This is a genomic window from Methylotenera sp. (assembly GCF_030684185.1).
Classification (GTDB): domain Bacteria; phylum Pseudomonadota; class Gammaproteobacteria; order Burkholderiales; family Methylophilaceae; genus Methylotenera.
Map to the genome: position 1 here is coordinate 646077 of NZ_JAUXOY010000014.1, position 23818 is coordinate 669894.

At 44.9% G+C, this 23818-nt stretch carries 23 protein-coding genes; 17 read left to right on the plus strand and 6 right to left on the minus strand.

Features of this window, described 5'->3' with window-relative positions; genetic code table 11:
• Positions 1–56: 56 nt before the first annotated feature.
• Entirely contained in the window at positions 57–407 is a 351-nt protein-coding gene (rpsT, locus tag Q8J82_RS05825; protein ID WP_304890476.1) for a 30S ribosomal protein S20, read from the minus strand.
• Positions 408–593: 186 nt separating this feature from the next.
• Here rpsT and murJ point away from each other — a divergent pair, with 186 nt between their 5' ends.
• Genes murJ through Q8J82_RS05850 form a run of 5 tightly spaced genes read left to right on the plus strand, consistent with a single transcriptional unit; the run spans position 594 to position 7067 of the window.
• Positions 594–2138 carry a murein biosynthesis integral membrane protein MurJ gene (gene murJ / locus Q8J82_RS05830; RefSeq protein ID WP_305327925.1) on the plus strand — a complete coding sequence of 515 codons (1545 nt, stop codon included), beginning with the start codon at positions 594–596 and terminating at the stop codon, positions 2136–2138.
• Positions 2139–3065 (plus strand): bifunctional riboflavin kinase/FAD synthetase, encoded by a 927-nt coding sequence (locus Q8J82_RS05835; RefSeq protein ID WP_304908626.1) that lies wholly within the window; start codon positions 2139–2141, stop codon positions 3063–3065.
• 25 nt (positions 3066–3090) lie between these two features.
• The gene (gene ileS / locus Q8J82_RS05840) at positions 3091–5955 is read left to right on the plus strand and encodes an isoleucine--tRNA ligase (RefSeq protein ID WP_305327926.1); all 2865 of its coding nucleotides are present in this window, start codon (positions 3091–3093) and stop codon (positions 5953–5955) included.
• A complete protein-coding gene (gene lspA, locus Q8J82_RS05845; RefSeq protein ID WP_305327927.1) occupies positions 5948–6403 on the plus strand; it encodes a signal peptidase II in 456 nt (151 codons plus the stop codon). Before ileS ends, lspA begins: the two co-directional genes overlap by 8 nt.
• 25 nt (positions 6404–6428) lie before the next feature.
• A complete protein-coding gene (locus Q8J82_RS05850; RefSeq protein ID WP_304890652.1) occupies positions 6429–7067 on the plus strand; it encodes a sulfite oxidase-like oxidoreductase in 639 nt (212 codons plus the stop codon).
• 62 nt (positions 7068–7129) lie between these two features.
• Here the strand turns inward: Q8J82_RS05850 and Q8J82_RS05855 are convergent, their stop codons facing one another.
• Positions 7130–7498 (minus strand): helix-turn-helix transcriptional regulator, encoded by a 369-nt coding sequence (locus tag Q8J82_RS05855; protein WP_304908630.1) that lies wholly within the window; start codon positions 7496–7498, stop codon positions 7130–7132.
• A 123-nt stretch (positions 7499–7621) separates the two neighbouring features.
• On the opposite strand from Q8J82_RS05855, the gene Q8J82_RS05860 reads away from it, so the two are divergent.
• From Q8J82_RS05860 to Q8J82_RS05905, 10 genes are all read left to right on the plus strand, one after another.
• On the plus strand, positions 7622–8668 hold the full coding sequence (locus Q8J82_RS05860) for an efflux RND transporter periplasmic adaptor subunit (protein WP_304908631.1): 1047 nt from the start codon (positions 7622–7624) through the stop codon (positions 8666–8668).
• Positions 8669–8676: 8 nt separating this feature from the next.
• Entirely contained in the window at positions 8677–11916 is a 3240-nt protein-coding gene (locus tag Q8J82_RS05865; RefSeq protein ID WP_305327928.1) for an efflux RND transporter permease subunit, read from the plus strand.
• A 35-nt stretch (positions 11917–11951) separates the two neighbouring features.
• Entirely contained in the window at positions 11952–12161 is a 210-nt protein-coding gene (locus Q8J82_RS05870) for a DUF2892 domain-containing protein (RefSeq protein ID WP_304890648.1), read from the plus strand.
• A gap of 14 nt (positions 12162–12175) precedes the next feature.
• Positions 12176–13567: a TolC family outer membrane protein gene (locus tag Q8J82_RS05875; RefSeq protein ID WP_304908633.1), complete on the plus strand. Its 1392-nt coding sequence runs from the start codon at positions 12176–12178 to the stop codon at positions 13565–13567.
• 42 nt (positions 13568–13609) lie between these two features.
• Positions 13610–14020, plus strand: coding sequence for a rhodanese-like domain-containing protein (locus tag Q8J82_RS05880; protein WP_304890440.1), 411 nt, complete (start codon positions 13610–13612; stop codon positions 14018–14020).
• A gap of 18 nt (positions 14021–14038) precedes the next feature.
• Positions 14039–14644, plus strand: a complete 606-nt coding sequence (locus tag Q8J82_RS05885; protein WP_304890441.1) for a DUF3365 domain-containing protein — start codon at positions 14039–14041, stop codon at positions 14642–14644.
• Positions 14645–14697: 53 nt separating this feature from the next.
• Positions 14698–15969, plus strand: coding sequence for an NAD(P)/FAD-dependent oxidoreductase (locus Q8J82_RS05890; protein ID WP_304908634.1), 1272 nt, complete (start codon positions 14698–14700; stop codon positions 15967–15969).
• Positions 15970–16191: 222 nt separating this feature from the next.
• Positions 16192–16710 carry a zinc ribbon-containing protein gene (locus Q8J82_RS05895; protein ID WP_304891204.1) on the plus strand — a complete coding sequence of 173 codons (519 nt, stop codon included), beginning with the start codon at positions 16192–16194 and terminating at the stop codon, positions 16708–16710.
• Positions 16711–16716: 6 nt separating this feature from the next.
• A complete protein-coding gene (locus tag Q8J82_RS05900; protein ID WP_304891203.1) occupies positions 16717–17649 on the plus strand; it encodes a DnaJ C-terminal domain-containing protein in 933 nt (310 codons plus the stop codon).
• Positions 17650–17659: 10 nt separating this feature from the next.
• On the plus strand, positions 17660–17977 hold the full coding sequence (locus Q8J82_RS05905; RefSeq protein WP_304891202.1) for a chaperone modulator CbpM: 318 nt from the start codon (positions 17660–17662) through the stop codon (positions 17975–17977).
• 2 nt (positions 17978–17979) lie between these two features.
• Here the strand turns inward: Q8J82_RS05905 and Q8J82_RS05910 are convergent, their stop codons facing one another.
• Genes Q8J82_RS05910 through Q8J82_RS05925 form a run of 4 tightly spaced genes read right to left on the minus strand, consistent with a single transcriptional unit; the run spans position 17980 to position 20936 of the window.
• Positions 17980–18927: a DUF808 domain-containing protein gene (locus Q8J82_RS05910; RefSeq protein WP_304908635.1), complete on the minus strand. Its 948-nt coding sequence runs from the start codon at positions 18925–18927 to the stop codon at positions 17980–17982.
• Between the two features lie 11 nt (positions 18928–18938).
• Positions 18939–19505 (minus strand): response regulator transcription factor, encoded by a 567-nt coding sequence (locus Q8J82_RS05915; protein WP_370653559.1) that lies wholly within the window; start codon positions 19503–19505, stop codon positions 18939–18941.
• Positions 19502–20812, minus strand: a complete 1311-nt coding sequence (locus Q8J82_RS05920; RefSeq protein WP_304891200.1) for an ATP-binding protein — start codon at positions 20810–20812, stop codon at positions 19502–19504. Before Q8J82_RS05920 ends, Q8J82_RS05915 begins: the two co-directional genes overlap by 4 nt.
• Positions 20757–20936 (minus strand): hypothetical protein, encoded by a 180-nt coding sequence (locus Q8J82_RS05925; protein WP_305326567.1) that lies wholly within the window; start codon positions 20934–20936, stop codon positions 20757–20759. The genes Q8J82_RS05920 and Q8J82_RS05925 overlap by 56 nt, the downstream gene beginning before the upstream one ends.
• A gap of 96 nt (positions 20937–21032) precedes the next feature.
• On the opposite strand from Q8J82_RS05925, the gene Q8J82_RS05930 reads away from it, so the two are divergent.
• Complete coding sequence (locus Q8J82_RS05930; protein ID WP_304891199.1) at positions 21033–22424, plus strand: cytochrome c; 1392 nt, start codon at positions 21033–21035, stop codon at positions 22422–22424.
• Positions 22421–23764, plus strand: coding sequence for a c-type cytochrome (locus tag Q8J82_RS05935; RefSeq protein WP_304891198.1), 1344 nt, complete (start codon positions 22421–22423; stop codon positions 23762–23764). The genes Q8J82_RS05930 and Q8J82_RS05935 overlap by 4 nt, the downstream gene beginning before the upstream one ends.
• The last annotated feature ends 54 nt before the right edge of the window (positions 23765–23818 follow it).

Consider the following 23818-nt stretch of genomic DNA (forward strand, 5'->3'; position numbering starts at 1 on the left):
GCGAACAATAAAAAAGCCGAACATCAGTTCGGCTTTTTTATTGGGTCTTGCTAAGGCTATGCAGTTTTTGCTTTTGGAGTTGCTTTAGCCTTAGGTGCTGCTTTAGCTTTTGGAGCTGCTTTTACTGCGACAACTGCTGGTTCGCCAGACATTGCCTTAATCGCAGCATTTAAGCGGCTTTTATGACGAGAAGCTTTGTTTTTGTGAATGATGTTCTTGTCCGCAATGCGGTCGATCACGCTTACATTTTCACTGTAAGCAGCAGTAGCTGCGGTTTTATCACCAGCTTCAACCGCTTTAATAATTTTTTTAATTGCTGTACGCAAAGTAGAGCGCAAACTTGCATTGTGAGCACGTTGCTTAACTGCTTGACGAGCACGTTTTCTTGCTTGTGCGGTATTTGCCATCTGTGTTGATTTCCTAAAAGTTGCCTAAAAGCTATTCAAAATACGAAGCCCATAATCATAGCTATTTTCAAAACATATTGCAAGTTTAAATCATGTAAATATCATAGGTAATTGCCGCATGATGGTAACTGGCATGATAAAATCACGCAATATGTTGTTAATAAGCAATTTTTCATAAATTCAAGCATGAATCTACTTAAAGCATTGGCCAAAGTTGGTAGCATGACCTTTGTCTCGCGCATACTGGGTTTTGTGCGTGATACCCTGATAGCGCGGATATTTGGTGCTGGTATGCTAAGTGATGCATTTATTGTCGCTTTTAAAATACCTAATTTATTACGCAGAATTTCAGCTGAGGGTGCGTTTAGCCAAGCTTTTGTGCCTATTTTAGCTGAATATAAAAGCCAGCGTAGTTTTGACGATACCCATCACTTGATTAATCGTGTTGCCACATGGTTGGGCTTGATATTGGTGGTTGTCACTTTGCTAGGTATGTTGGCGGCACCTTGGATAGTCACGCTAATTGCACCAGGATTTAAAGTTAACCCTGAAAAAATGCAGCTTACAGTTGAGTTGTTGCGGATTACTTTCCCATACATTTTCTTTATTTCTCTGGTTTCAATGGCTGGCGGGGTGCTGAACACCTACAATAAATTCGGCATTCCTGCTTTTACGCCGGTGTGGCTCAATGTAAGTATGATTGCCGCAGTACTGTTTTTTGCAGACCATTTCGCTGAGCCAATCAAAGTGTTGGCGTGGGCTGTTTTTATTGGCGGATTTCTTCAATTAATTTTTCAAATTCCATTCTTAAAGCAAATCGGGTTGCTGCCCAAGCTGGACTTTCACCTGAATGATGATGGTGTATGGCGTATATTGAAACTGATGGGCCCCGCAGTATTAGGTGTGTCAGTCGCACAAATATCGCTTATTATTAATACTGTTTTCGCCTCATTTTTGGTGACGGGCAGTGTGAGCTGGCTATACTATGCTGATAGATTGATGGAGTTTCCAACGGGCGTGTTAGGTGTGGCGCTCGGTACGATTCTTTTGCCAAGCTTATCCAAGGCCTATGCCAGTAAAGAGCAAGGTGAGTATTCTCAATTATTAGATTGGGGATTGCGGCTTACTTTTATATTGGCTGCACCAGCCGCAGTAGCGCTAGCAGTGCTGGCAACACCTTTGGTAGCGGCATTATTTCATTATGGTAAGTTTACCGTTGTTGATGTTGCTATGACACAACAAGCGCTGACTGCCTATAGTGTGGGTTTGTTAGGCTTAATTCTGGTGAAAATACTGGCGCCAGGGTTTTATGCACGACAAAATATTAAAACACCAGTTAAAATTGGTATTTTCACGTTGGTGATAACGCAAGTGATGAATGTGTTATTTATATTTGTATTACATTTGCAGCATGTTGGTTTGGCGCTGGCGATTGGCTTGGGAGCTTGTATCAATGCATCACTGCTTTATTATCATCTGCGTAAAGCTGATATTTACCAGCCGCAACCTGGCTGGATTATCTTTCTACTTAAACTCGCTGTAGGTCTAAGTGTGATGGGCGTTACGCTTTTTTACGCAATGGGTGATACCAATGCCTGGTTACATTTTAGTTTGATCAAGCGTTTATTATACGTTTTTGGATTGGTAACATTGGGTGGCGTAAGTTATTTTGCAACATTGATGTTGCTAGGTTTCAGGCCGCGAGATTACATACGTCGGGTGAATCGTTAAATGCAAGTTTATCGGCACATACCGTCTAGCTTGCAGCAGTCGTGTGCGTTGGCGATAGGTAATTTTGACGGTATGCACCTGGGACATCAGGCTTTATTAAAAAAACTGACTGAAACTGCCAAAACACTTAATTTAACTTCTGCGGTGATGACGTTTGAGCCGCATCCGCGTGAGTTTTTTGCACCAGAAAGCGCGCCAGCACGGCTTAGCTCAATGCGCGAAAAGCTTGAGCATTTTGCTGAGGCGGGTGTTGAAGTAACTTATGTGTGTCGTTTTAATCGGCGCTTAGCTAAAATCACTCCGCAAGATTTTATGCAAACTATTTTGCGCGAATCGCTTAATGCACAGGCTATTTTGGTAGGTGAAGATTTCAGATTTGGCGCCATGCGGGCAGGTTCCATTTTAGATTTTTTAGAAGCTAAATTTAACCTGATTAGTTTGCCGCAAGTGGATTTAACGGGTAATGATTCAACTGCTACCCGAGTTTCCAGCACCCGTGTACGAACAGCTTTAGCTGCAGGTGATTTACGTGAAGCAGCCTTGTTATTAAATCGCCCTTACAGTATCAGTGGCAAAGTGGTGCATGGTGCAAAACGGGGACGGCAACTAGGTTTTCCAACGGCTAATGTGCATATGCGGCATGAGCGTCCGGCCTTAACAGGGGTGTATGCGGTAAAATTAGATGGTTTGAACAGTGTTGCTAATTTAGGCGTACGCCCAACAATCGCAGGCGTATCGAAACTGATGCTAGAAGTTCACGTGCTGGATTTTAATGGTAATTTATATGATAAGCATGTGCACGTAGAGTTTTTGCACAAAATTCGAGATGAAATGAAGTTTGATGGTTTAGATGCGTTAAAAGCGCAAATTAAAAATGATGTAGCAGTTGCGAGAGATTTTTTTGATTCTGTCATTTCGACGAAATGACAATAGAGATTTATTTGAGATTTAAATGACTGAAGACCTAAATAAAGAGCAGAACAAATATAAATTAAACCTGCCTGAAACCACTTTCCCTATGCGTGGCGACTTAGCCAAGCGCGAGCCGGCGTGGCTGAAACAATGGCAGGACAAAAAACTTTACGAGCGTATTCGCAAATCACGTAAAGGCGCTAAAAAATTCATTTTGCACGATGGCCCACCCTATGCGAATGGTGATATTCATATCGGCCACGCGGTGAATAAAATTCTCAAAGACATCATTATCAAATCTAAAACCATGAGTGGTTTTGATGCGCCTTATGTACCAGGCTGGGATTGCCACGGTTTGCCAATTGAGTTGGTGGTAGAAAAAAATCACGGAAAAAATAGTGACCCGGCAAAATTTCGTGAACTTTGCCGTGAATACGCGGCAGAGCAAGTGGAACGTCAAAAGAAAGACTTTATCCGTTTAGGTGTGTTGGGTGATTGGGATAATCCCTACCTGACAATGGACTTTAAAACCGAAGCCGATATCATGCGTGCTTTGGGTGATATTTATAAAAATGGCTATCTGTACCAAGGAAGCAAGCCCGTGCATTGGTGCGTAGATTGTGGCTCTGCATTAGCTGAAGCTGAAGTTGAATATGAAGATGTGAACTCGCCAGCGATTGATGTGGGGTTTAAAGTGGTCAATAAGTCGCTTGCCAGCTCAAAGTTTTCTGTAAAAATTGAGAATACTGACCATAGCACAAATTTTGATGGCGATATTTATGCTGTGATTTGGACAACTACACCTTGGACTTTGCCTGCTAACCAAGCGGTTTCAGTCAATGCTAATCTTACCTATGATTTAATTAAAACAAGTCGTGGCGTGTTAATTTTAGCGCATGATTTGGCTGAGGCTACCTTGGCGCGATATGGTGAAGTTGGTGCGAAAGTGCTCGGTAGTTGCCAAGGTTCAGACTTGGAAACGCTGGCTTTGCAACATCCCTTTGACAAACGTCAAGTCCCTATCATTTGCGGTGACCACGTCACAATAGATGCTGGTACAGGTTTGGTACATACCGCTGCCGCGCATGGTAATGATGACTGGTTGGTGATGAAGGCGAATTTCCCCAATGAAAAACCACGCATTTTAATGGGAGGCGATGGCAAGTTCTTTAATAGTGATTTGGTTGAGTTTGAAGCGATTCGTGGTTTGACAAGGCAGGAAGCTAATAAGGTGATTTTAGCGGCTATGACGGAGAGCGGTGTTTTGCTTGCTAGTGCGCGCTTGAATCACAGCTTTCCACATTGCTGGCGCCATAAAACGCCATTGATGCAACTGGCCACACACCAATGGTTTATTGGTATGTACGAGCAAGATGCGGTTGGTATCAGTCTGCGTGAATACGCTAATAAAGCGGTAGATGCGACTGAATTCTTCCCATCTTGGGGTCGTGCACGGTTAGAGGCCATGATTAAAAACCGTCCAGACTGGTGCGTGTCGCGCCAACGTAACTGGGGTGTTCCGATGCCGTTTTTTGTGCATAAAGAAACGGGTGACCCTCATCCACAAACTGCGGAATTGCTTGAAGCAGCAGCATTGCTTATAGAGGCGCGCGGTGTTGAAGCTTGGTTTAGTTTAGATGGCGCAGCTTTTTTGGCAACGCATGAAGCTTTAAATGCGGCAGATTATAAAAAAGTAACCTATACGCTTGATGTTTGGTTTGATTCAGGCGCAACGCATGCCGCAGTGTTAAAGCGTCGTCCTGAATTGCAGTTTCCTGCAGATTTGTATCTTGAAGGTTCAGACCAGCATCGTGGCTGGTTTCAATCAAGCTTGCTTACAGGCTGTGCGATTGATGGCCGCGCACCTTATGAAGCCTTGCTTACACATGGTTTTGTGGTTGATGGTTCTGGCCATAAAATGAGCAAATCCAAAGGCAACGTCGTCGCACCGCAAAAGGTGATGGATACTTATGGTGCGGATATTCTGCGTTTATGGACAGCCTCCACGGATTATTCCGGTGAACTGACGATTTCAGATGAAATCTTGAAACGTGTGGCAGAAAGTTACCGACGTATTCGCAACACGATGAAGTTCTTATTGGCGAATATCGCAGATTTTGATGCAAGTAAAGACATATTGCCAGTGAGCGAGTGGTTGGAAATTGACCGTTATGCATTGCATTTAACTGAAAGGTTGCAAACAGAGGTATTAGCAGATTACGACCGTTATGAATTTCATCTGGCAGTACAAAAATTTGTTAGTTTCTGTTCAGAAGATTTAGGTGGTTTCTATTTAGATATTCTCAAAGATAGACTTTATACTGCAGGTGAAACCTCGCATGCGCGCCGCGCCGCGCAAAGTGCGTTGCACCATATTACACATTGCATGATGCGCTTGATTGCTCCGATTTTGAGCTTTACTGCTAATGAAATCTGGCAAACACTAGCGCTGGATGCAGATAAAACTGTGTTTGAGGATGTTTGGTACATGTTGCCAGCGCATGGTTTAGGCGAAGAGCGCTTGCAGGCTTGGGAAAAGGTTATTGAAGTGCGTAGCCAAGCGGCAAAAGAAATTGAAGTGCATCGCGGCGCTGGGCAAGTGGGTTCTTCATTACAAGCTGAGCTGGATATTTATGCTTCACTGGCTACTTATGACATGCTGGCAAGTTTGGGTGATGATTTGCGTTTTGCGATGATTACTTCACGTGTAACCTTGCATAAAGAGAGCAGTATTGACACGGAAACGCTTCAATATCGCGTCAAAGTAACGCCAAGCACACATGCTAAATGTGACCGCTGCTGGCATTATCGTGCCGATGTTGGATCAGACCCGGCACATCCGCAAATATGCGGCCGCTGTGTAAGCAATTTATTTGGTTCTGGTGAGGGACGTACCCATGCGTAAATGGCTTACTATTAGCGCAATTGTGGTCGCGTTAGATCTCTACACCAAGCATTTGATAGAGGGCGCGTTTGCTTATGGAGACGTTTTAACCATCACGAGTTTTTTTGATTTAGTGCGTTATCACAACGAAGGTGCGGCCTTTAGTTTTCTGGCCAATGCTGGTGGTTGGCAAAAGTGGTTTTTTAGTGGCATTTCAACTGTTGCCATTGTTGTGATTACTTACCTTATTAGAAAACATCATACGGAGAAACTTTTTTGCCTGGGCTTGGCCTTAGTGTTGGGCGGTGCAATTGGTAATTTGTATGACCGCCTTACATTAGGTTATGTGGTGGACTTCCTGAGTTTTTACTATCAAGGTTGGTATTGGCCAGCGTTTAACGTGGCAGATAGTGCGATTTGTGTAGGTGTGGGGCTGCTATTGCTGGATAGTTTTAAAAAACCGAACTAATTGTCACTTAGCTTTAGGGCACTATATGCCAGACTGGAAGAAATTTATAGCAGGTAAAGTCGTCCTTGCAAAGAAGGGTAATCAGCCTGGTAAAACAAATACCAATAGCCGTGTGCCTGCCGGACAAAATCAGGTTAAAAACTTTCCTGTGTTAGATATCGGCATCAAACCAACTGTGACTAAAGAAGAATGGTCGCTTCATGTCTATGGTTTGGTTGAAAATGAACTTCTTCTTGACTGGGCAGCCTTTTTAGCGTTACCGCAAATCACCGATGTTTCAGATTTTCACTGTGTTACGCGTTGGAGTCAGCTTGATATGGAATGGCAGGGTGTTCGTGCTCAACATGTTCTGGAGTTAGTCGCACCTTTAAGTACGGCTAAATTTGTAACCTTGCATGGCTACGATGGTTACACCACCAATATTGCACTTGAGGCTTTGTTGGATGATGACGTGATAATTGCACATTCAGTCTTGGGGGCGCCACTCACGCGTGAGCATGGCGGCCCTGTCCGCATGGTGGTGCCTAAACGTTATGCATGGAAGAGTGCGAAGTGGTTAAAGGCGATTGAACTTCATGCGGAAGATAAACCAGGCTTCTGGGAAGTACGTGGTTATCATAACTACGCTGACCCATGGCGTGAAGAGCGATTCAGCAATGATTAAAAGCTTTTATATTTAATTTTTTTCTAGCTTTACGATACTTGTTTTGCGTTGCTGGCATCACATTACTGTGCGCTTTGTTGCGCGGCAGTAAATAGTTTACTAATATCTGTTTCTTGCGACATGCGCACACCTATTTGCCCGCAGACTAACTCACACAGCTCGTAAACACTTGGGTCTGCAATGCTGTAAAACACGCAGTTCCCACGAGACTCACGCTTAACCAAGCCGTACTGATCAAGCAATGAAAGATGCTTGGAAATATTGGCCTGAGTGCCGCCAGACAATTCTGTCAGTTGTCCCACATTTTTTTCGCCATCTTGCAGTGCATTCAGCACTTTGAGCCGCATAGGCTCAGCCAATGCCTTAAAGTACTTGGCTACGTGCTGAAGCGCTTTGTCATCAAGTTTGCTCATGTCTTTAATATCTGCCATATATTAGATAAAAATAAATTATACACCATATTAATATATTGACTATATAACTATATGGTAATATAGTGATTAAATATTTGCTGGGCTTAACTTGTTCAAGCGTTATCTTAAGGAAAAATAAGTTTGATTAAACAATATCAGTGGTTCTTGGTTTTTGTTATGGGCTTTGTAAACATCGCCTTGCCTTCTGTTGCAGGAGCTGCCAGCTTAGCAACAGTCACTGTTAAACAGTCTAATAGTGCGCTCACTTTTACAGCTGAAGGTGTTGTGGAAGCTGTTAAAAGCAGTGTGATTGCGCCACAGGTGTCTGGCAGCATTACCGCGCTGCCTGTAAAGGCTGGCGATTACGTCAAAACTGGTCAGCTGCTTGTGCGTATCGATACCCGTATGGCGGCACAGCAAGCGATGTCAAATCAGGCGCAAGTAGCGGCAGCGCAGGCGCAATTAAATGCAGCTCGCAAAGAATATGAGCGCAAGCATCGTCTGTACGAAAAGCAATATATCAGCCAGGCAGCGCTTGAACGTGCTGAATCAGATTACAAAACAGCCGAAGCACAAACCAAAGCGCAACTTGCGCAAACCGGCATGTCAAGCGTGCAAACAGGTTTGCATACCATTAATGCACCTTATTCTGGGGTGATCGCCGAGGTGATGACAGAGGTGGGCGGCATGGCAATGCCAGGTCAGCCCATACTTGCGTTATACGACCCAAGTGGATTTCGCGTTAGAGTGAATGTGCCGCAAAGCCAGCTAGCTAATTTAAAGGCTGGACCAAGTATAAATATACAAGTGCCTGCAGCTAATGAGGGGGAGCGTAGTGTAATCAGCACAAATTTAACGGTATTGCCTACAGCTGATTCAGTGAGCAATATGTCTATGGTACGGCTAACGCTGCCTCAGAATTTAGCTAGCGTCAGGCCAGGCATGTTTGCTCGCGCCATGCTGCCTGTGAATGATGTAAAAGGCAAAGGTCAAATTTTTGTGCCAGTAAAGTCTGTGATTAAGCGTAGTGAATTGATGGCAGTATATGTGGTTGATAAGCAAGGCCGTCCACAACTAAGACAAGTGCGGTTGGGTCGTAAGCAAGGCGAAAATATTGAAGTCTTTGCCGGGTTACAGCTTGGTGAGTTGGTCGCACTCGACCCAATTGCAGCCGCGAATGTTAAGTAAGGGTATCTGTGACTACTAACAATCATGAAGAATTAGGTAAGCACGAATTGGGAAAGCAGAAATTAGGTGTATCTGGGCGTATCGCTAAGTATTTTCTATCGGCGCAAATTACGCCATTGATTGCTTTGGTAGCATTGCTGCTTGGCGTGTTTGCCGTGCTGGTGACACCTCGAGAAGAAGAGCCGCAGATCAATGTGACAATGGCGAATGTGCTGATTCCATTTCCTGGAGCTTCAGCAAAAAATGTGGAGCAAATGGTATCGGTTCCTGCTGAGCAAGTACTTTCACAAATAGCTGACGTAGAGCATGTCACTTCAGTTTCCCGCCCCGGCATGTCGGTGATTACTGTGCAGTTTCAAGTCGGCGTGCCGCGTACCGAAGCATTGGTGCGCCTTTACAACACCATACAATCAAATCAGGATTGGTTACCAAAAAACCTAGGTGTGGGTGAGCCCATTGTTAAACCTAAGGGCATTGATGATGTACCTATTTTAACCGCCACCTTATATGCCAAAAATAATCAGGATGGTGCGTATGAACTTGAGCGTGTGGCACATGCGCTGGAAGCTGAAATTAAACATGTAAAAGGTACGCGCGAGGTGGTGACGCTTGGCGGGCCAGGTCGCGCGGTAAATATTGATGTTGATCCAGTGCGCATGGCGGCAGCTAATGTGACGATTGCAGATATGCGCCGTGCGTTGCAATCGGCCAATCTTGGCGCGCCGCTTGGCGAAGTGACGAATGCTAATCAGTCCATTGCAGTTGAGGTGGGAAAGTATTTTACTGATGCGCAAGATATTGCCGAGTTGGTCGTTGGGTTACATAATGGCCGCCCGGTATATCTTGGCGAGGTTGCTGACATTCATGATGGCCCGCCGCCTGCCGAACGTTATGTCTGGTATGGCGAAGCAGGTAAAAACGTAGTTGAATATCCTGCAGTTACGCTGAGTGTCACAAAAAAACCCGGTCAAAATGCTGTAGCAGTAGCCGATGCCGTCATCAAGCAGATTGATAGCCTGAAAAATGTGCTGATTCCTGCGGGCGTTGAAGTTAAAATCACCAGAAACTACGGTGAAACCGCCAATGATAAAGCACAAAAACTCATACAGAAGCTTATTTTTGCGACTTCTGCTGTTATCGCGCTGGTATTTTTAGCGCTGGGTCGCCGCGAGGCGGCGATAGTCGGCGTCGCAGTTATCCTCACATTAACAGCCACGTTATTTGCTTCATGGGCATGGGGTTTTACGCTTAACCGTGTTTCACTATTTGCGTTGATTTTCTCGATTGGTATTTTGGTCGATGATGCCATTGTGGTGGTCGAGAACATTCATCGGCATATGAAGCTTAAACCTACCGCGAGCCTGACAGAAATTATCCCGATTGCGGTAGATGAGGTGGGCGGGCCGACGATTTTGGCTACGCTGGCGGTGATTGCCGCGCTATTACCCATGGCCTTTGTGACTGGATTAATGGGCCCTTATATGAGCCCGATTCCGATTAACGCAAGTATGGGTATGCTCATTTCGCTGGCGGTGGCTTTTGTGATTACGCCCTGGTTATCTCGTAAATGGTTGCGCCATACGCACCATGAAGATGCGCTGACTAAAAAGATTGCACCTGTCTTTACACTAATTTTTAATCCATTTCTGAGTGAGACAAAAGGTAAAAAGAATCGGCGTAATTTGTGGCTAGCTGTACTTGGGCTGATTGTTCTATCGCTAGCCTTGCCAGCAGGCAAACTGGTGGTGCTAAAAATGCTGCCATTTGATAACAAATCCGAATTTCAGGTGGTGGTGGACATGCCTGCAGGGACTCCGCCAGAAACTACCGCCAGCGTACTGCACGCCATGACCGCTTATCTATCGACAGTGCCGGAAGTGACTAATTACCAAGCTTATGTAGGACTTTCTGCGCCTATCAATTTTAATGGGTTGGTGCGTCAGTACTACCTTAGGGCGGGTGGAGAGGTTGGCGATATTCAGGTTAATTTGGTTGATAAGCACCATCGCAGTGAACAAAGTCATGCTATCGCCAGCCGTGTCAGGCCAGAATTGCAAAAGATTGCTCGTGAAATGAGTGCCAAAGACCATGTGGTAAAGGTTAAAGTTGTGGAGGTCCCACCTGGCCCACCAGTCATTTCGCCGATTGTGGCTGAAATTTACGGGCCAGTCGACGCTGACAGGCTAAAGCTGGCGAGACAAGTTCAACAGGTGTTTGATAGCACTGAAGGCATTGTGGATACCGATAACAGCGGTATTGCTGATGCTATGAAAATAGAGCTTGTCGTAGATAAGAAAAAGGCGGCTTTATTAGGCGTTTCACAAGCGGCGATCGTTAGCACCTTACGAACTGGCTTAGCTGGGGAAGACGTGACTTATATGCATGATGCTACTAAGTATCCCGCTGGTACCCGCTTACGTTTACCAGTTGATGCGCAGGGCGATATTGAAGACTTACTCAAACTCTCAGTATCAACAGCAAGCGGTAAGCTGGTGCCAATACGTGAACTGGTAACGATAGAAAACACCTTGCGCGAGCAGCCTATTTTTCATAAAGATTTACTGCCTGTGAATTATGTAGTGGCTGATATGGCAGGTAAACTGGATAGCCCGTTGTATGGCATGTTTAGCATGCGTCAAGCTGTGAGTGAAATACAAGTTCCAGGCGGCGGCAAACTAGGCGAGTCATTTATCAGCCAGCCAGAAGATAACCAACGCGGTTATGCCCTTAAATGGGATGGCGAATGGCAGGTGACGTATGAAACTTTTCGTGACATGGGCGCAGCTTATGCTGTTGGTTTGATATTGATTTATCTGCTTGTGGTTGCACAATTCGGCTCGTATTTAACGCCTTTGATTATCATGGCGCCAATTCCGCTCACTATTATTGGCGTGATGCCTGGACATGCGTTGCTGGGTGCGCAATACACGGCCACGTCTATGATAGGCATGATTGCATTGGCGGGGATTATTGTACGCAACTCGATTTTATTAGTTGATTTTATCAATCTGGAAGTCGCCTCAGGCAAGCCGTTTAAAGAGGCTGTTATCAACTCCGCCATCACCCGTGCGCAGCCTATCGTGCTGACGGCGTTGTCTGCCATGCTAGGCGCATTCTTTATTTTGGATGACCCCATATTTAATGGTTTAGCTATCTCGTTGATATTCGGTATTTTTGTTTCAACGGTACTGACGCTGATTGTGATTCCGTTGCTGTACTTTGTTGCATATCGCCATAAGTTTGGCTAGGTAAATTTAATTAATAACATTCAGGAGAGTTACACATGACTTCATGGAAATTGGTTCGTATTATTGCAGGCTTATTGATTTTGTTATCGCTTGCATTGGGCGTGTCAGAAAGCCCGTTATTCGTGAGTCAATATTGGTTGTACTTTACCGCTTTTATTGGTGTGAATCTGTTTCAAAGCGGTTTGACTAACTGGTGTTTGATGGAAAATATTTTGCGCAAACTGGGTATACGCGCAGGCTGCTAAGGGATTATCTAATCATGTTGATGAAAAAAACTGCCAAAGCTTCAGTACTGCTACTGTCGCTGATTACAAGTCAGGCGCATGCTTTAGACCTGCTGGAAGCTTGGCAGGCTGCCCGTGCTTACGATCCGCAATTTGCCGCTGCTCGCGCAGGTGCTGAAGCGGGTCGTACCAAAACCTTGCAGGCACAGGCGCTAAAAAGCCCGCAAGTGACGCTTAATGCGGGCATGGCGGGGGTAAATAGCGACAATAAAATCAGCAATGCACAGTTTTCAAATGCACAATTTGCTGGCGGCGGTGCTGGTGCAAGTGGCACAACAGATTTTCGCACCAGAACTGATGCCGGACTGAACCTGAACTTAAATCTGCGCGCGGAGTATCCTCTTTATGATGCCGCGCGCAATGGCTCCGTAGAGCAACTCAACAAACAGGCGCAAATCGCTGAAGTGCAATTGACTCTGGATGAGCAGCAACTGATGCAGCGTGTAGCTCAGGCCTATTTCGACACCTTGCTTTCAGCAGATACGCTGTCAACACTTAAGTCACAGCAGGCAGCGGTTGCCGAGGCGCTGGCGAGTGCCCAAACGCGCTTTAAAGAGGGCGACGTCGCTGTGATTGATACCCATGAAACACAGGCACGCTATGATTTACTGGCTTCGCAGGTGCTTGAGGCAGAAAGTAATCTACAGCTTTCACGCGCGGCTTTGGCTGATGTTACTGGCAATCAGGATGCTGCATTAGTGCCGCTGCCACAAAAAGCTAAGCTGCCAAGTATCGCGAGTGGAGATTTACAGAGTTGGTTAGCACGTGCGCAAAGTAGCCATCCATTAGTGCATGCACAGCAGCTTCAGCAGGAAATCGCACACACCGAAAGCGGAAAATTTCAAGCGAAATACGCTCCTGTCGTTAATCTGGTTGCACTTGCAGGTGGCGATCGTTTGCAGGGCTTAAGCGGTAATGACGCCGATGTGACCAATCGTCAGATGAGTCTTGGTGTGCAGTTAACTATTCCCCTTTATAGCGGCGGTATGCGCGAGGCGCGATATCAAGAAGCGCTGGCGCTGGAAGACAAGGTCCGTAACCAGACTGATTATGTACGTCAGCAGGCGGCGCGGGAAGCAAGGACTGCATGGCTGGCAGTCACCACAGGGCAGGGGCAGGTCAAGGCATTAGAGCAAGCAGAGCGTTCCGCTGAAATCAAACTTGATTCTACCCGTGTAGGGCGCGATGTGGGTGACCGCACCACGCTCGATGTGTTGAATTCGGAGCAGGAGCTTTACAACACACGCCTTGCACTGTATCGCAGCCGTTATCAAATGTTGCTGGCACAAATAAACCTTTCAGCTTCAGCAGGCGAGTTAGGCGAGCCACGATTGCAGGAAATCAATCAGTTACTTACTGCTAAATAATTTTTACTCAAGTAATTTATATTCAGGAATAGGAAAAAACTCATGACAAAACAAAGCATTAATCAAAAATTTTCGAATTGGATTCTAATCGGACTAGCTTCAGTCGGATTGTTGTTGGCAGGGTGTGCACCATCAGATCTTCCTACGATTTCACCTAAAGAGGCTGCCGCAATGTTCTCTGAGCAGAAAGCCATTATTGTAGATGTGCGCGAAGACAATGAGTGGAATGAGGGGCATATCGCTGGTGCGATACATATTCCTTTAGCGCAAGTTGCAAGCAGGCTCAGTGAACTTACACAATACAAAGACAGCAATGTGGTCGTGCAGTGCCGCAGCGGCAAGCGCTCGGCAAAGGCTGCCAGTACGCTGCAAGCTGCAGGCTTTACCAAGGTTTACAACCTCACAGGCGGCATTATTGCCTGGGATAAAGACGGCTTAAAAACAACCAAGTAAATAATTTAGGAGAAAAAAATGAACAGCATTATTATAAAAACCGCTTTGGTGTTATTAGTGCTGACAGCACCAGCCTGCGCCAGTAAAATCAGTAACGAAGCGGCATCAGCAAAATATTTGGATGAAAGCCGCAACACTGCACTGGAGTTTAGAAAAAAACTGGGCGGTGTGCAAAAAGAGCAGTTGGAAAGCGTGGGTGCTGAGAATGCCATTCCAGTATGCAAGGTCATCGCCCCTGCAATGGCAGCAGATTATTCCAAAGATGGGCGCGAACTTAAACGTGTATCTCTGAAAGCTCGCAACAAAGTGCTGGGTACCCCAGATGCCTGGGAAAAACAGGTGTTAGAGAGTTTTGACCAAGCGCAGCGCGAAGGTAAGCCCGCAGATAATATGGAGGCTTCCACCGTGAGCAAGGATGCGGATGGACGTTGGTTTCGTTATATGAAAGCAATTCCAACTCAGCCACAATGCCTGCAATGCCACGGCAAACCTGCTGATATTTCAGCCGGCATGAAAGCGCTGCTGGCAAAGGAATATCCAGATGACAAGGCGACTGGTTACAGTGTTGGGGAAATTCGCGGTGCAATTTCAATCAAGCGTAAGTTGGATGTAGTTTCAAAATAACATCATGGGTCCCACTATTAATAAAGCAGTGATTTTTAACTAAGGATAAGAATATGGCACATATCGTCATCATGGGCGCAGGGGTTGGTGGAATGCCCGCCGCTTACGAGCTGAAAGCTAAGGTAGGCAATAAACACCAGATTACCGTGGTGAATACGGTGGATTATTTTCAATTTGTGCCATCCAATCCCTGGCTTGCGGTGGGTTGGCGCAAGCGCGAAAAAATCACTTTTCCGATTCGTCCATACCTGGAAAAAAAGGGCATTAATTTTATTGCAGAGGCCGTTACCAAAATAGATGCGGAACAAAATACACTGCAACTCGCTAATGGCGACAATTTAAATTATGACTATTTGGTAATTGCGACGGGGCCCAAGTTGTCCTTTGACGAAGTGCCAGGCTCTGGGCCAAACGGCGGTCATACGCACTCAATCTGCTCGGTAGATCATGCAGAGAAAACGTGGGATGCCTATCAGGAATTTATTAAAGATCCAGGACCAGTCATTATTGGTGCCATGCCAGGGGCAAGCTGCTTTGGCCCAGCCTACGAGTTCACATTCATCATGAATACAGATTTACGTAAAAAGAAAATTCGTAACAAAGTGCCTATTACTTATATTACCAGCGAACCTTATATTGGCCACTTGGGTTTGGGTGGCGTAGGCGATTCTAAGGGTATGCTGGAATCTGAATACCGTAATAATGATGTTAAGTGGATTACCAATGCCAAAGTTACCAAAGTTGAAGCAGGCAAAATGTTTGTGGCTGAGCATGACAAGAGTGGCAATGTTGTGAAGGAGCATGAGTTACCGTTCAAATTTTCTATGATGCTTCCAGCCTTTAAAGGTGTTGACCCTGTGGCCGCAGTGGAAGGTTTATGCAACCCAAGAGGCTTTGTGTTGATTGATGAGCATCAACGTAGCAAAAAGTATAAAAACATTTTTGCCGCAGGCGTATGTGTGGCTATTCCCCCCGTTGAAGTCACGCCCGTGCCTACAGGCGCACCTAAAACCGGCTATATGATTGAATCAATGGTGACGGCACTCGTGCATAACATCGCTGCAGACATTGCAGGGCAAACAGCCGATGCAAAAGGCACCTGGAATGCGATTTGTCTGGCTGACATGGGTAGCACAGGCGCGGCTTTTGTTGCATTACCGCAGATTCCTCCGCGTAATGTGAACTGGATTAAAAAAGGTAAATGGGTGCATTTAGCCAAAATTGCTTTTGAGAAATACTTTATCTACAAAATGAAAAAAGGCAGTTCAGAGCCAATCTACGAGAAGTATGTACTTAAAGCGATGGGCATAGAAAAGCTGGATTAAGTTATCTATCAGCCAAGTTTTACTGGGTTATTCATGAGGTTTATACATACGCAACGAGGCTTATAGTTTCCTTGCGTATGTTGCTATTTAAGCTTCACTCTATCAAGTTTAGTAGTATGATTAACTTACTGAACTGAATAGCGCAAGGTTAGATTTTAGTTGAGTGTTTTACAGTCAGTCTTTAGTTAATGCATACTCAAATTAAGCAGAAAGGCCGTCATCATGAACAAGACTCAACCCCCGCAAGAGGCAAATGATGCCGTAGATCAAGCATATGAATCATCATTAGAAAATGCCTTAAATAAATCAAAGCAAACTGACACTAGTATCCATGAGTTACTAGATGGTGCGGCTGCGGAGCAGAAATCCGCAAGTAAATCCAGCATTATTGATGATGTGATTCAGTTAGAACAATCCATTAAGCGTGATTTGTTAGATGCAGCGCATCACATGAATGAAACTGGCAAAGAGCTCAAAGATTGGCTTGGCTTCGATTTAATGCTGATTAAAAATGAATTATGGAAAAAATTTACAGAAGCCACCGATAAAACTACGCTTGAGTTATTAAAGTTTAAATATATGGCAGCGAATGCGGAATATCACACAGGTGAGATTATTGGTTTGGGTACCTTGGTTTGTGATCAATGCAAAGCTACTTTACATTTTCATAAACCTGGCCATATTCCGCCTTGCGGTAAATGTCATGGCACACGTTTTCATCGGCAGCACCGAGACGTTTAACCAATCATGAAGTTTAAAGACTACTATGAGATTTTAGGCGTTGCACGAACGGCAACCGCTGATGAGATTAAAAAGGCCTACCGCAAGCTTGCCCATCAATATCATCCTGATGTTTCAAAAGACCCTGCGGGTGAGGAAAAGTTTAAAGAGATAGGAGAAGCTTACGCCACTTTGAAAGATGCAGAAAAACGTGCCGCTTACGATGAATTAGGCCGCCATCCATCTGGTCAGGAATTCAGGCCGCCACCAAATTGGTCTGGCAGCAGAGGTGGTCAGGAATATTCATTTGATGATGTTGATTTATCTGATTTGTTCGCAAGCTTTTCTAAAGGCAGACAAGGGTCGCAGCATCAAGGTCGTAGCATGCCAATACCAGGGCAAGATTATGAATTGGCTACGCAAATTTCTCTTGAAGATGCGCTTCATGGCACGACATTGGATTTAAGTTTTACAGTGGCTGAATATGATCAGCAAGGCCAATTAAAACGCGTACCGCATACCTTTAAAGCACGTATCCCAAAGGGTGTGACTAACGGCCAGAAAATGTTACTGAGAGGTAAAGGTGGTAAGGGTGCCAATGGTGGCTCTGATGGCAATCTTTACTTGAATATCAGCTTTATTCCACATCGGTTATTTAAAGTGGTCGATCATGATCTTTATCTCGATTTGCCGCTGACTGTGACGGAGGCAGCCTTAGGCGCGACGATTAAAGTGCCAACGCTAGAGGGTGCAGTGAATCTCAAAGTGCCAGAAGGCATCGCAAGCGGTCAAAAACTTCGCATCGGTAAGCGTGGGCTACCAAAACATAATCAAGAGCATGGCGATCTTTACGCAGTTATACAAATTGTAGTGCCAGCAAAATTAAGTGACAGGGAGCGTGAATTATTTAAAGAGTTGGCAAAAGCTTCAACCTTTAATCCACGCGCGCATTTCGAGTAGGAGAGCTGACATGAATATTGATTTCCCTGAATTAATCTGGCTTGATGAGCAACATGACGTGTCTCTTGATGAACTTATTGAGTTGTCTGGACTAACGCAACAAGAATTACGTCATTTGGTGGAAAGTGGCGCGCTTATCCCGAACAAGCTAGCCGATGACGACTGGCGTTTTAATAGCCACTGTGTCGTTTCAGTGCGCACGCTTTCAAGGCTTAAGCAGGATTTTGAACTTGAGCCAAATGCATTTGCCTTGACGCTGGTTTTTCTGGAGCGCATCCGAAAATTAGAGCTTCAATTGCGTGATTTAGACCAAACTCAAAAAACTTAAGATTACTGTTTTTTAGGCAGCACCTTATTGGCCATTTCAAATAAGGTTACACAAACTGCTCCTACTATTAAGCCTAATATCGCATCTGTCAGAATCGGCAGAATAGTCGCTGATATACTGCCGATAGCTGGTAAATCACGTAAATAATCGGCATTTAGCTGATTAAAGTGATGGACCGCCGGAATGCCATGCCCAATAATGCTGCCACCTACAACAAACATAGCGATAGTACCAAGTATCGTTAGGCTTCTCATTAAGTAAGGTGCTGCAGCTAATAATTTCTCGCCGATTTTACGTAATAATTGTTTGTAAAGACTTTTACCTTTTTGGAGCATTAAGTGCAGGCCAAGGTCATCCAGCTTAACAATAGCAGCCACTAGACCATATACGCCTATCGTCATAATGATGGCAATCGCCGAGACCACGGCTACTTGTTTGCCAAAATCAGCAGTAGCCACCGTACCTAGCGCAATCACTATAATTTCACCCGATAAGATAAAGTCCGTGCGAATTGCGCCTTTGATCTTATCTTTTTCTAGAGTCACTAAGTCCACTTTTGGGTCAGCTATAGCCTGCTCTAAAGCAGTATTATGATCGTTGTATTCTTTCGTCTGGTGTAGAAATTTGTGCGCAATTTTCTCAAAACCTTCAAAGCATAAATATGCACCACCTATCATCAATAAAGGGATGATTGCCCAAGGTGTAAAGTAGCTAATGGCAAGTGCGGCAGGCACTAATATTAGCTTGTTAATAAACGAACCTTTCGCCACAGCCCATACCACTGGCAACTCACGCGCGGCTGCTACACCATTCACTTGCTGCGCATTTAAAGCTAAATCGTCACCCAATACCCCCGCTGTTTTTTTTGCGGCCATTTGGGTCATCACTGAAACATCGTCCAGTATGGTTGCTATATCGTCTAAAAGCGCTAGTAAACTGCCTGCGGCCATGAGAAGTCTTTCTAATCAATAATGTTTTTATTTTTACTTGGAGGTTTGTTTAATTTTCTTTGCAAACTGCGCCGGTGCATATTTAAGCTTCTAGCAGTGGCGGAGATGTTACCACCATTTTCGGCTAAAACGCGTTGCAAATGCTCCCATTCTAAACGGTCAATAGAAAGTGGATTTGAAGATAGTTCTATCTCTGCATCGCCATTTTTCTTTTCAAAAGCGGAAACAATCTCGTCTGCATCTACAGGCTTGGCAAGATAGTGTGTTGCACCCAATTTGATGGCTTCAACCGCAGTGGTAATGCTCGCATACCCAGTGAGTACAACAATTTTAGTCCCTGCATCTAGGCTTGCAAGTTGCCGAACGAGCACCAAGCCAGAGTTGCCTGACATTTTAAGATCAACCACGGCAAATTCCGGGGCATCATTTTTAGCAAGCTCAAATGCGGCTTCTGCACTATTTGCGGTGGAAACTAAAAAGCCGCGCTTGTGCATTGCAGGTGCAAGCACGCTTAAAAATTCCGCATCGTCATCTACCAGTAATAATGTTGGTTTTTCATCGGCTATAATCATACTCATTGACTCACCTTTAATTTTTTTAATGGTAATGTTACGGTGGTCAGTACGCCACCGTCCACATGGTTGCTGAGGTTAAGCTCGCCTTCATAGCGGGCTAGCGTGGTGTGCGTTAGGTACACGCCCAGCCCCATGCCTTTTTCACTTTTTGAAGTGAAAAATGGTTTGCCTAAATGCTTTGCAACGTCCTCTGTTATCCCTGCACCAAAATCACGGATATTGATTTTTAGCACAGTTTCATCCCACTCGGCATCAAGCAATATACGCTCTGGAGAGGCGTCCGCTGCATTGTCTAGTAGATTTTGTAGTGCCTGCGTGAGGGTTTTATCTGTAAAGATTAACGGATTATCAATATTTTCGCTAAGTGTAATCACCAGTTCAGTAGCTGGTCGCGTATCGCGCCAACGCTGAATAGCTTCTTGTAGATACTCACGTAACGCCATGCCATGACCAGCATCAGCGCGGCCTTTACCCGCATCACGTGTGATAGAGGATAAGATCTCTTTGCAACGTAAAATCTGCCGAACCATAATATCTAATTGCTGTAATTGTTCAGGTTGACTAGCCAAATCATGCGCAAGCTCTTTGCTGATCACTGCCATAGTGGCAAGTGGTGTACCTAGCTCGTGTGCCGCGCTGGTAGCAAGTGTGCCGAGCGCCAGCATGCGCTCACTTTCAAGTGATTTTTCACGGATTGATGCTAACACGCGGTCATAGTCGCGCAAACTTTGTCCAATGCGGGTGATAAAAAAGGCAATGATGCCAGCGCTTACCACAAAGCCTAGCCACATGCCCACTAAGTGAATGTCTAGAGTCTGCCCAGCCAAGTCGTGCATGTGTAAATGTGATAGCGGCACATAATAAAACACTAAAGTTGAATAACAGGCTACCGCAATGGCTGTTAGTAGCCATGCATGCTCACGTTTTAATGCAACTGCCGCCACGGTGAGGGGCAATAGGTACATCCAAACCAACGGGTTGCTGTATCCGCCAGTATAGTAAAACAGCATGGTTAGCGCTGCTAAATCGCCCAAGAGCTGCAATAACAGCTCTATGTCATTTACATTGCTATGTTTTTGTAAACGTAGCATGGTCATTAAGTTGATAAGCAACATGCCACCTACTGCAAGAGCAATGGGCAATTTAGGTAATGGGATATGCAAGTAAAACAGCGCCATGGTGGCGGAAAGCATGAAAGCGATCATCACGCTACGCAATAAAAACAGGCGTTTCAGGTTTCGGCGTGATGGGTTTTCAAGCGCCAAATGACTGATAGGGTAAATTGACCGTGTTTGAGCGTGTGTTGCCATAGCCGATATTATATAGAGGATTGCTAAACTTAGAATGCGACATATCGTCGCGCGACAACATACCGCGCGACAACGTACCGCGCGACAACGTACCGCGCGACTTTATGTCACTTTCGCAATGCATTTATTCACCCTATTATTCCGCAAGATTTACGTTCAAATCTATGTGTTGTACCTAAAATTGGAGGAATGAAAATGAAGCGCAGTCAGGGGGAATACCATGTTTGACTATCCTATATTTGAAATGCCGTTTATTGGACATCGATTATTGTTTGCGTTTGATGCGATTTTGCATGTATTTATTTCGCATGGTGCTGCGGTAGGCGGCAGTATTATCTTAGTGCTGAGCCAATGGTTGGCCATCAAAAATAATGACGCTAAGTTAGATGCACTTTCTTACAAAATTTTATTTACGTTTTTTATTCTAGCGACTGCCGTTGGTGCGTTGACTGGTATTGGTATTTGGATACACATCAATATTATTAACCCAGCCGCAATCGGTGCACTGCTTCGCGTTTTTTTCTGGAAATGGTTAATTGAGTGGATTGTTTTTAATGTTGAGATGATACTCTTGTTGTGGCTGTTCCTGATATGGAAAAAACACTCACTGGGCACGCCAGGCAAAAAGAAGGTCTATAAGTTACTTGTTTCTTACGCGGTGGCTTCATGGTTCACCATGGCGATTATCACCGCAATTTTGGGTTTTATGATGACGCCTGGCAATTGGTTGGTCTCTTACTTTCCTGCTAAGCCTGATTACCTAGCCTCTTTGCTTAATCCATCTTGGTTCCCTTCACTTGGCTTCCGCACGTTTTGGTCAATTGCTTGGGCAGGCTCAATGGCGATGGTGTTAAGTTATTTCTTTACGCGAGATGACTTGGAATTACGCAAAAAGGCCATGCGCTTGTATGGGGCAGTCTTGTTGGGATGTATTCCATTTATCATTGCATTTGGCGCTTGGTATTACGCTCAATTTCCTCAAGCGGCAAAAGAGCTGTTCTGGATGGGCATGGTGACGCGTCGTTTTGCGGGCAACCCCGAATACGCAACTTATGTCACAGTAATTTTATCGGCCTTAGTCTTGCTTGGCGCCATTACATTTTATACCAAGCCAAAACAGGCGCCGTTATTTTTAGGCATCATCATGCTCATTGGTTCAATGGGTTTAATTGGTGGGTTTGAGCGTGTGCGCGAGTTTGTACGTAAACCGTACATTATCTATGACTATATGTATGCCAATGGTGTGCGTGTCGCTGATGTGCCTTACCTCAATAAAACAGGTTACCTAAAACATGCTGCATTTGTGCCGCCTGAGTTCCGTGAAGTGACAGATGAAAACAGGTTAGTTGCAGGCAAATATCTGTACCAGATGCAGTGCCGTTATTGCCATACGGTGAATGGAATTAACTCAGTAAAAGCGCGCACCAAAGGCATGAGTGAAGAGGCTATTTATCATCGCATTGGCTCACTTAATTCACCTGCCACGCCATTTATGCCACCTTTTACAGGCACAGATGATGAGCGCAAAGCCTTGGCTGCTTATCTGGCTTCATTAGCAGAACAAACCCCCGCTAACGTGTACAAACAAAAATTAGATGAGGTGTCAAAATGACCGATTTTAGAATCATTCCTGGTGACATTCCGTTGCCATTGCCCACCATGGGGCTGGAATTCATGGAGCCATTTTTTCATGGTTTGCTGATCGTCGCTTGGGTTGTGCATATTCTGTTTATTAACGTGTTGTTAGGGGCATCATTGGCCTCGGTGTATTTCAACAGCAAGGGCCATAAAGAGAAAAACCCGATTTTTGATCGTGTAGGCTACCTGCTCACCACGCCCGTCACCATTTCAGAGAATATGGGCGCATTGTGGGGTGTAGCACCGTTATTGCTGGTGAGTATATTGCTAACGCCGTTGTTTTACTCCTCATCAATTTTGATTTCACCACACTGGTTGCACATCATCTACGGTAACGTGGTGGCATTCTTGCTCTCGTACTTATACAAATACACATGGCATACGTTAGAACACCGCAAAACCTTACATATCTTTATTGGTGTAGTGGGTGTGGCGCTGTTTTACACCTTGCCGCTAGCATTTATGAGCAATGTGCAACTTGCGATGACACCAACTACGTGGACTTACACTACCAATTTCTGGGATGCATTATTGCGGCCTGATACTTTTTTTCGCCTAGTGCATTTTTATTTAGCCACTTTTGCAGTTACCGGTGTATTTATGCTCGTTTATGGAATGTACAAACGCCGTAGCAAAGATGAAGTAGATAGACAAGCAGGTATTGTCCTCACGCGAACGGGTAAAACATGGTTCATTATTCCAACCGCGCTTAATTTCTTTGTTGGCCCATTGGTACTGTTTAGCTTTCCTGATTACGGTATTGAAGCATTTTTTGCAAATGGTTATTTCTGGGGCATTATTCTCACGGTTGTACTTGCGTTGTACGCCTTATATCAATTACTGAAAGACTTTTTCAATGACGATATTCCAGACCGCCGCGTATGGACTGTGGTTGCCGTGATGGTCATTGCGATTATCAGCATGGCAAGCTTACGTCATGGCATGCGTATGGGCTTGGTTAAGCCGGTGTTGGAAGCCTCACATGCCAAAACCGAGTTGTTTCAAAAAGAATCAATGGCGGCATTTGAAGAAGCTAAAACTAAACCTAAAACCTACACACAAGGAGACACTTATCCCGGCAAAACAATGGCCGAAAAACATGGTTGTCTTGCCTGTCATAGCGAGCGCGTGAAAATTGTTGGCCCATCGTACCGGGATATTGCGGCCAAAGGCTATTCGCCAGAGCAAATTGTAGAGTTGGTATATCAACCAAAACCAGACAACTGGCCAGGTTACATGCCTATGCCACCTATGCCACAAGTGCCTGCTGAAGATATTAAGGTGATTGCGGAATGGATTAATAGCTTGAAATAACAACTACTTAAGCCTCTTCCTATGGGAGGGTTTTTTTATCATTATCACTTAAGG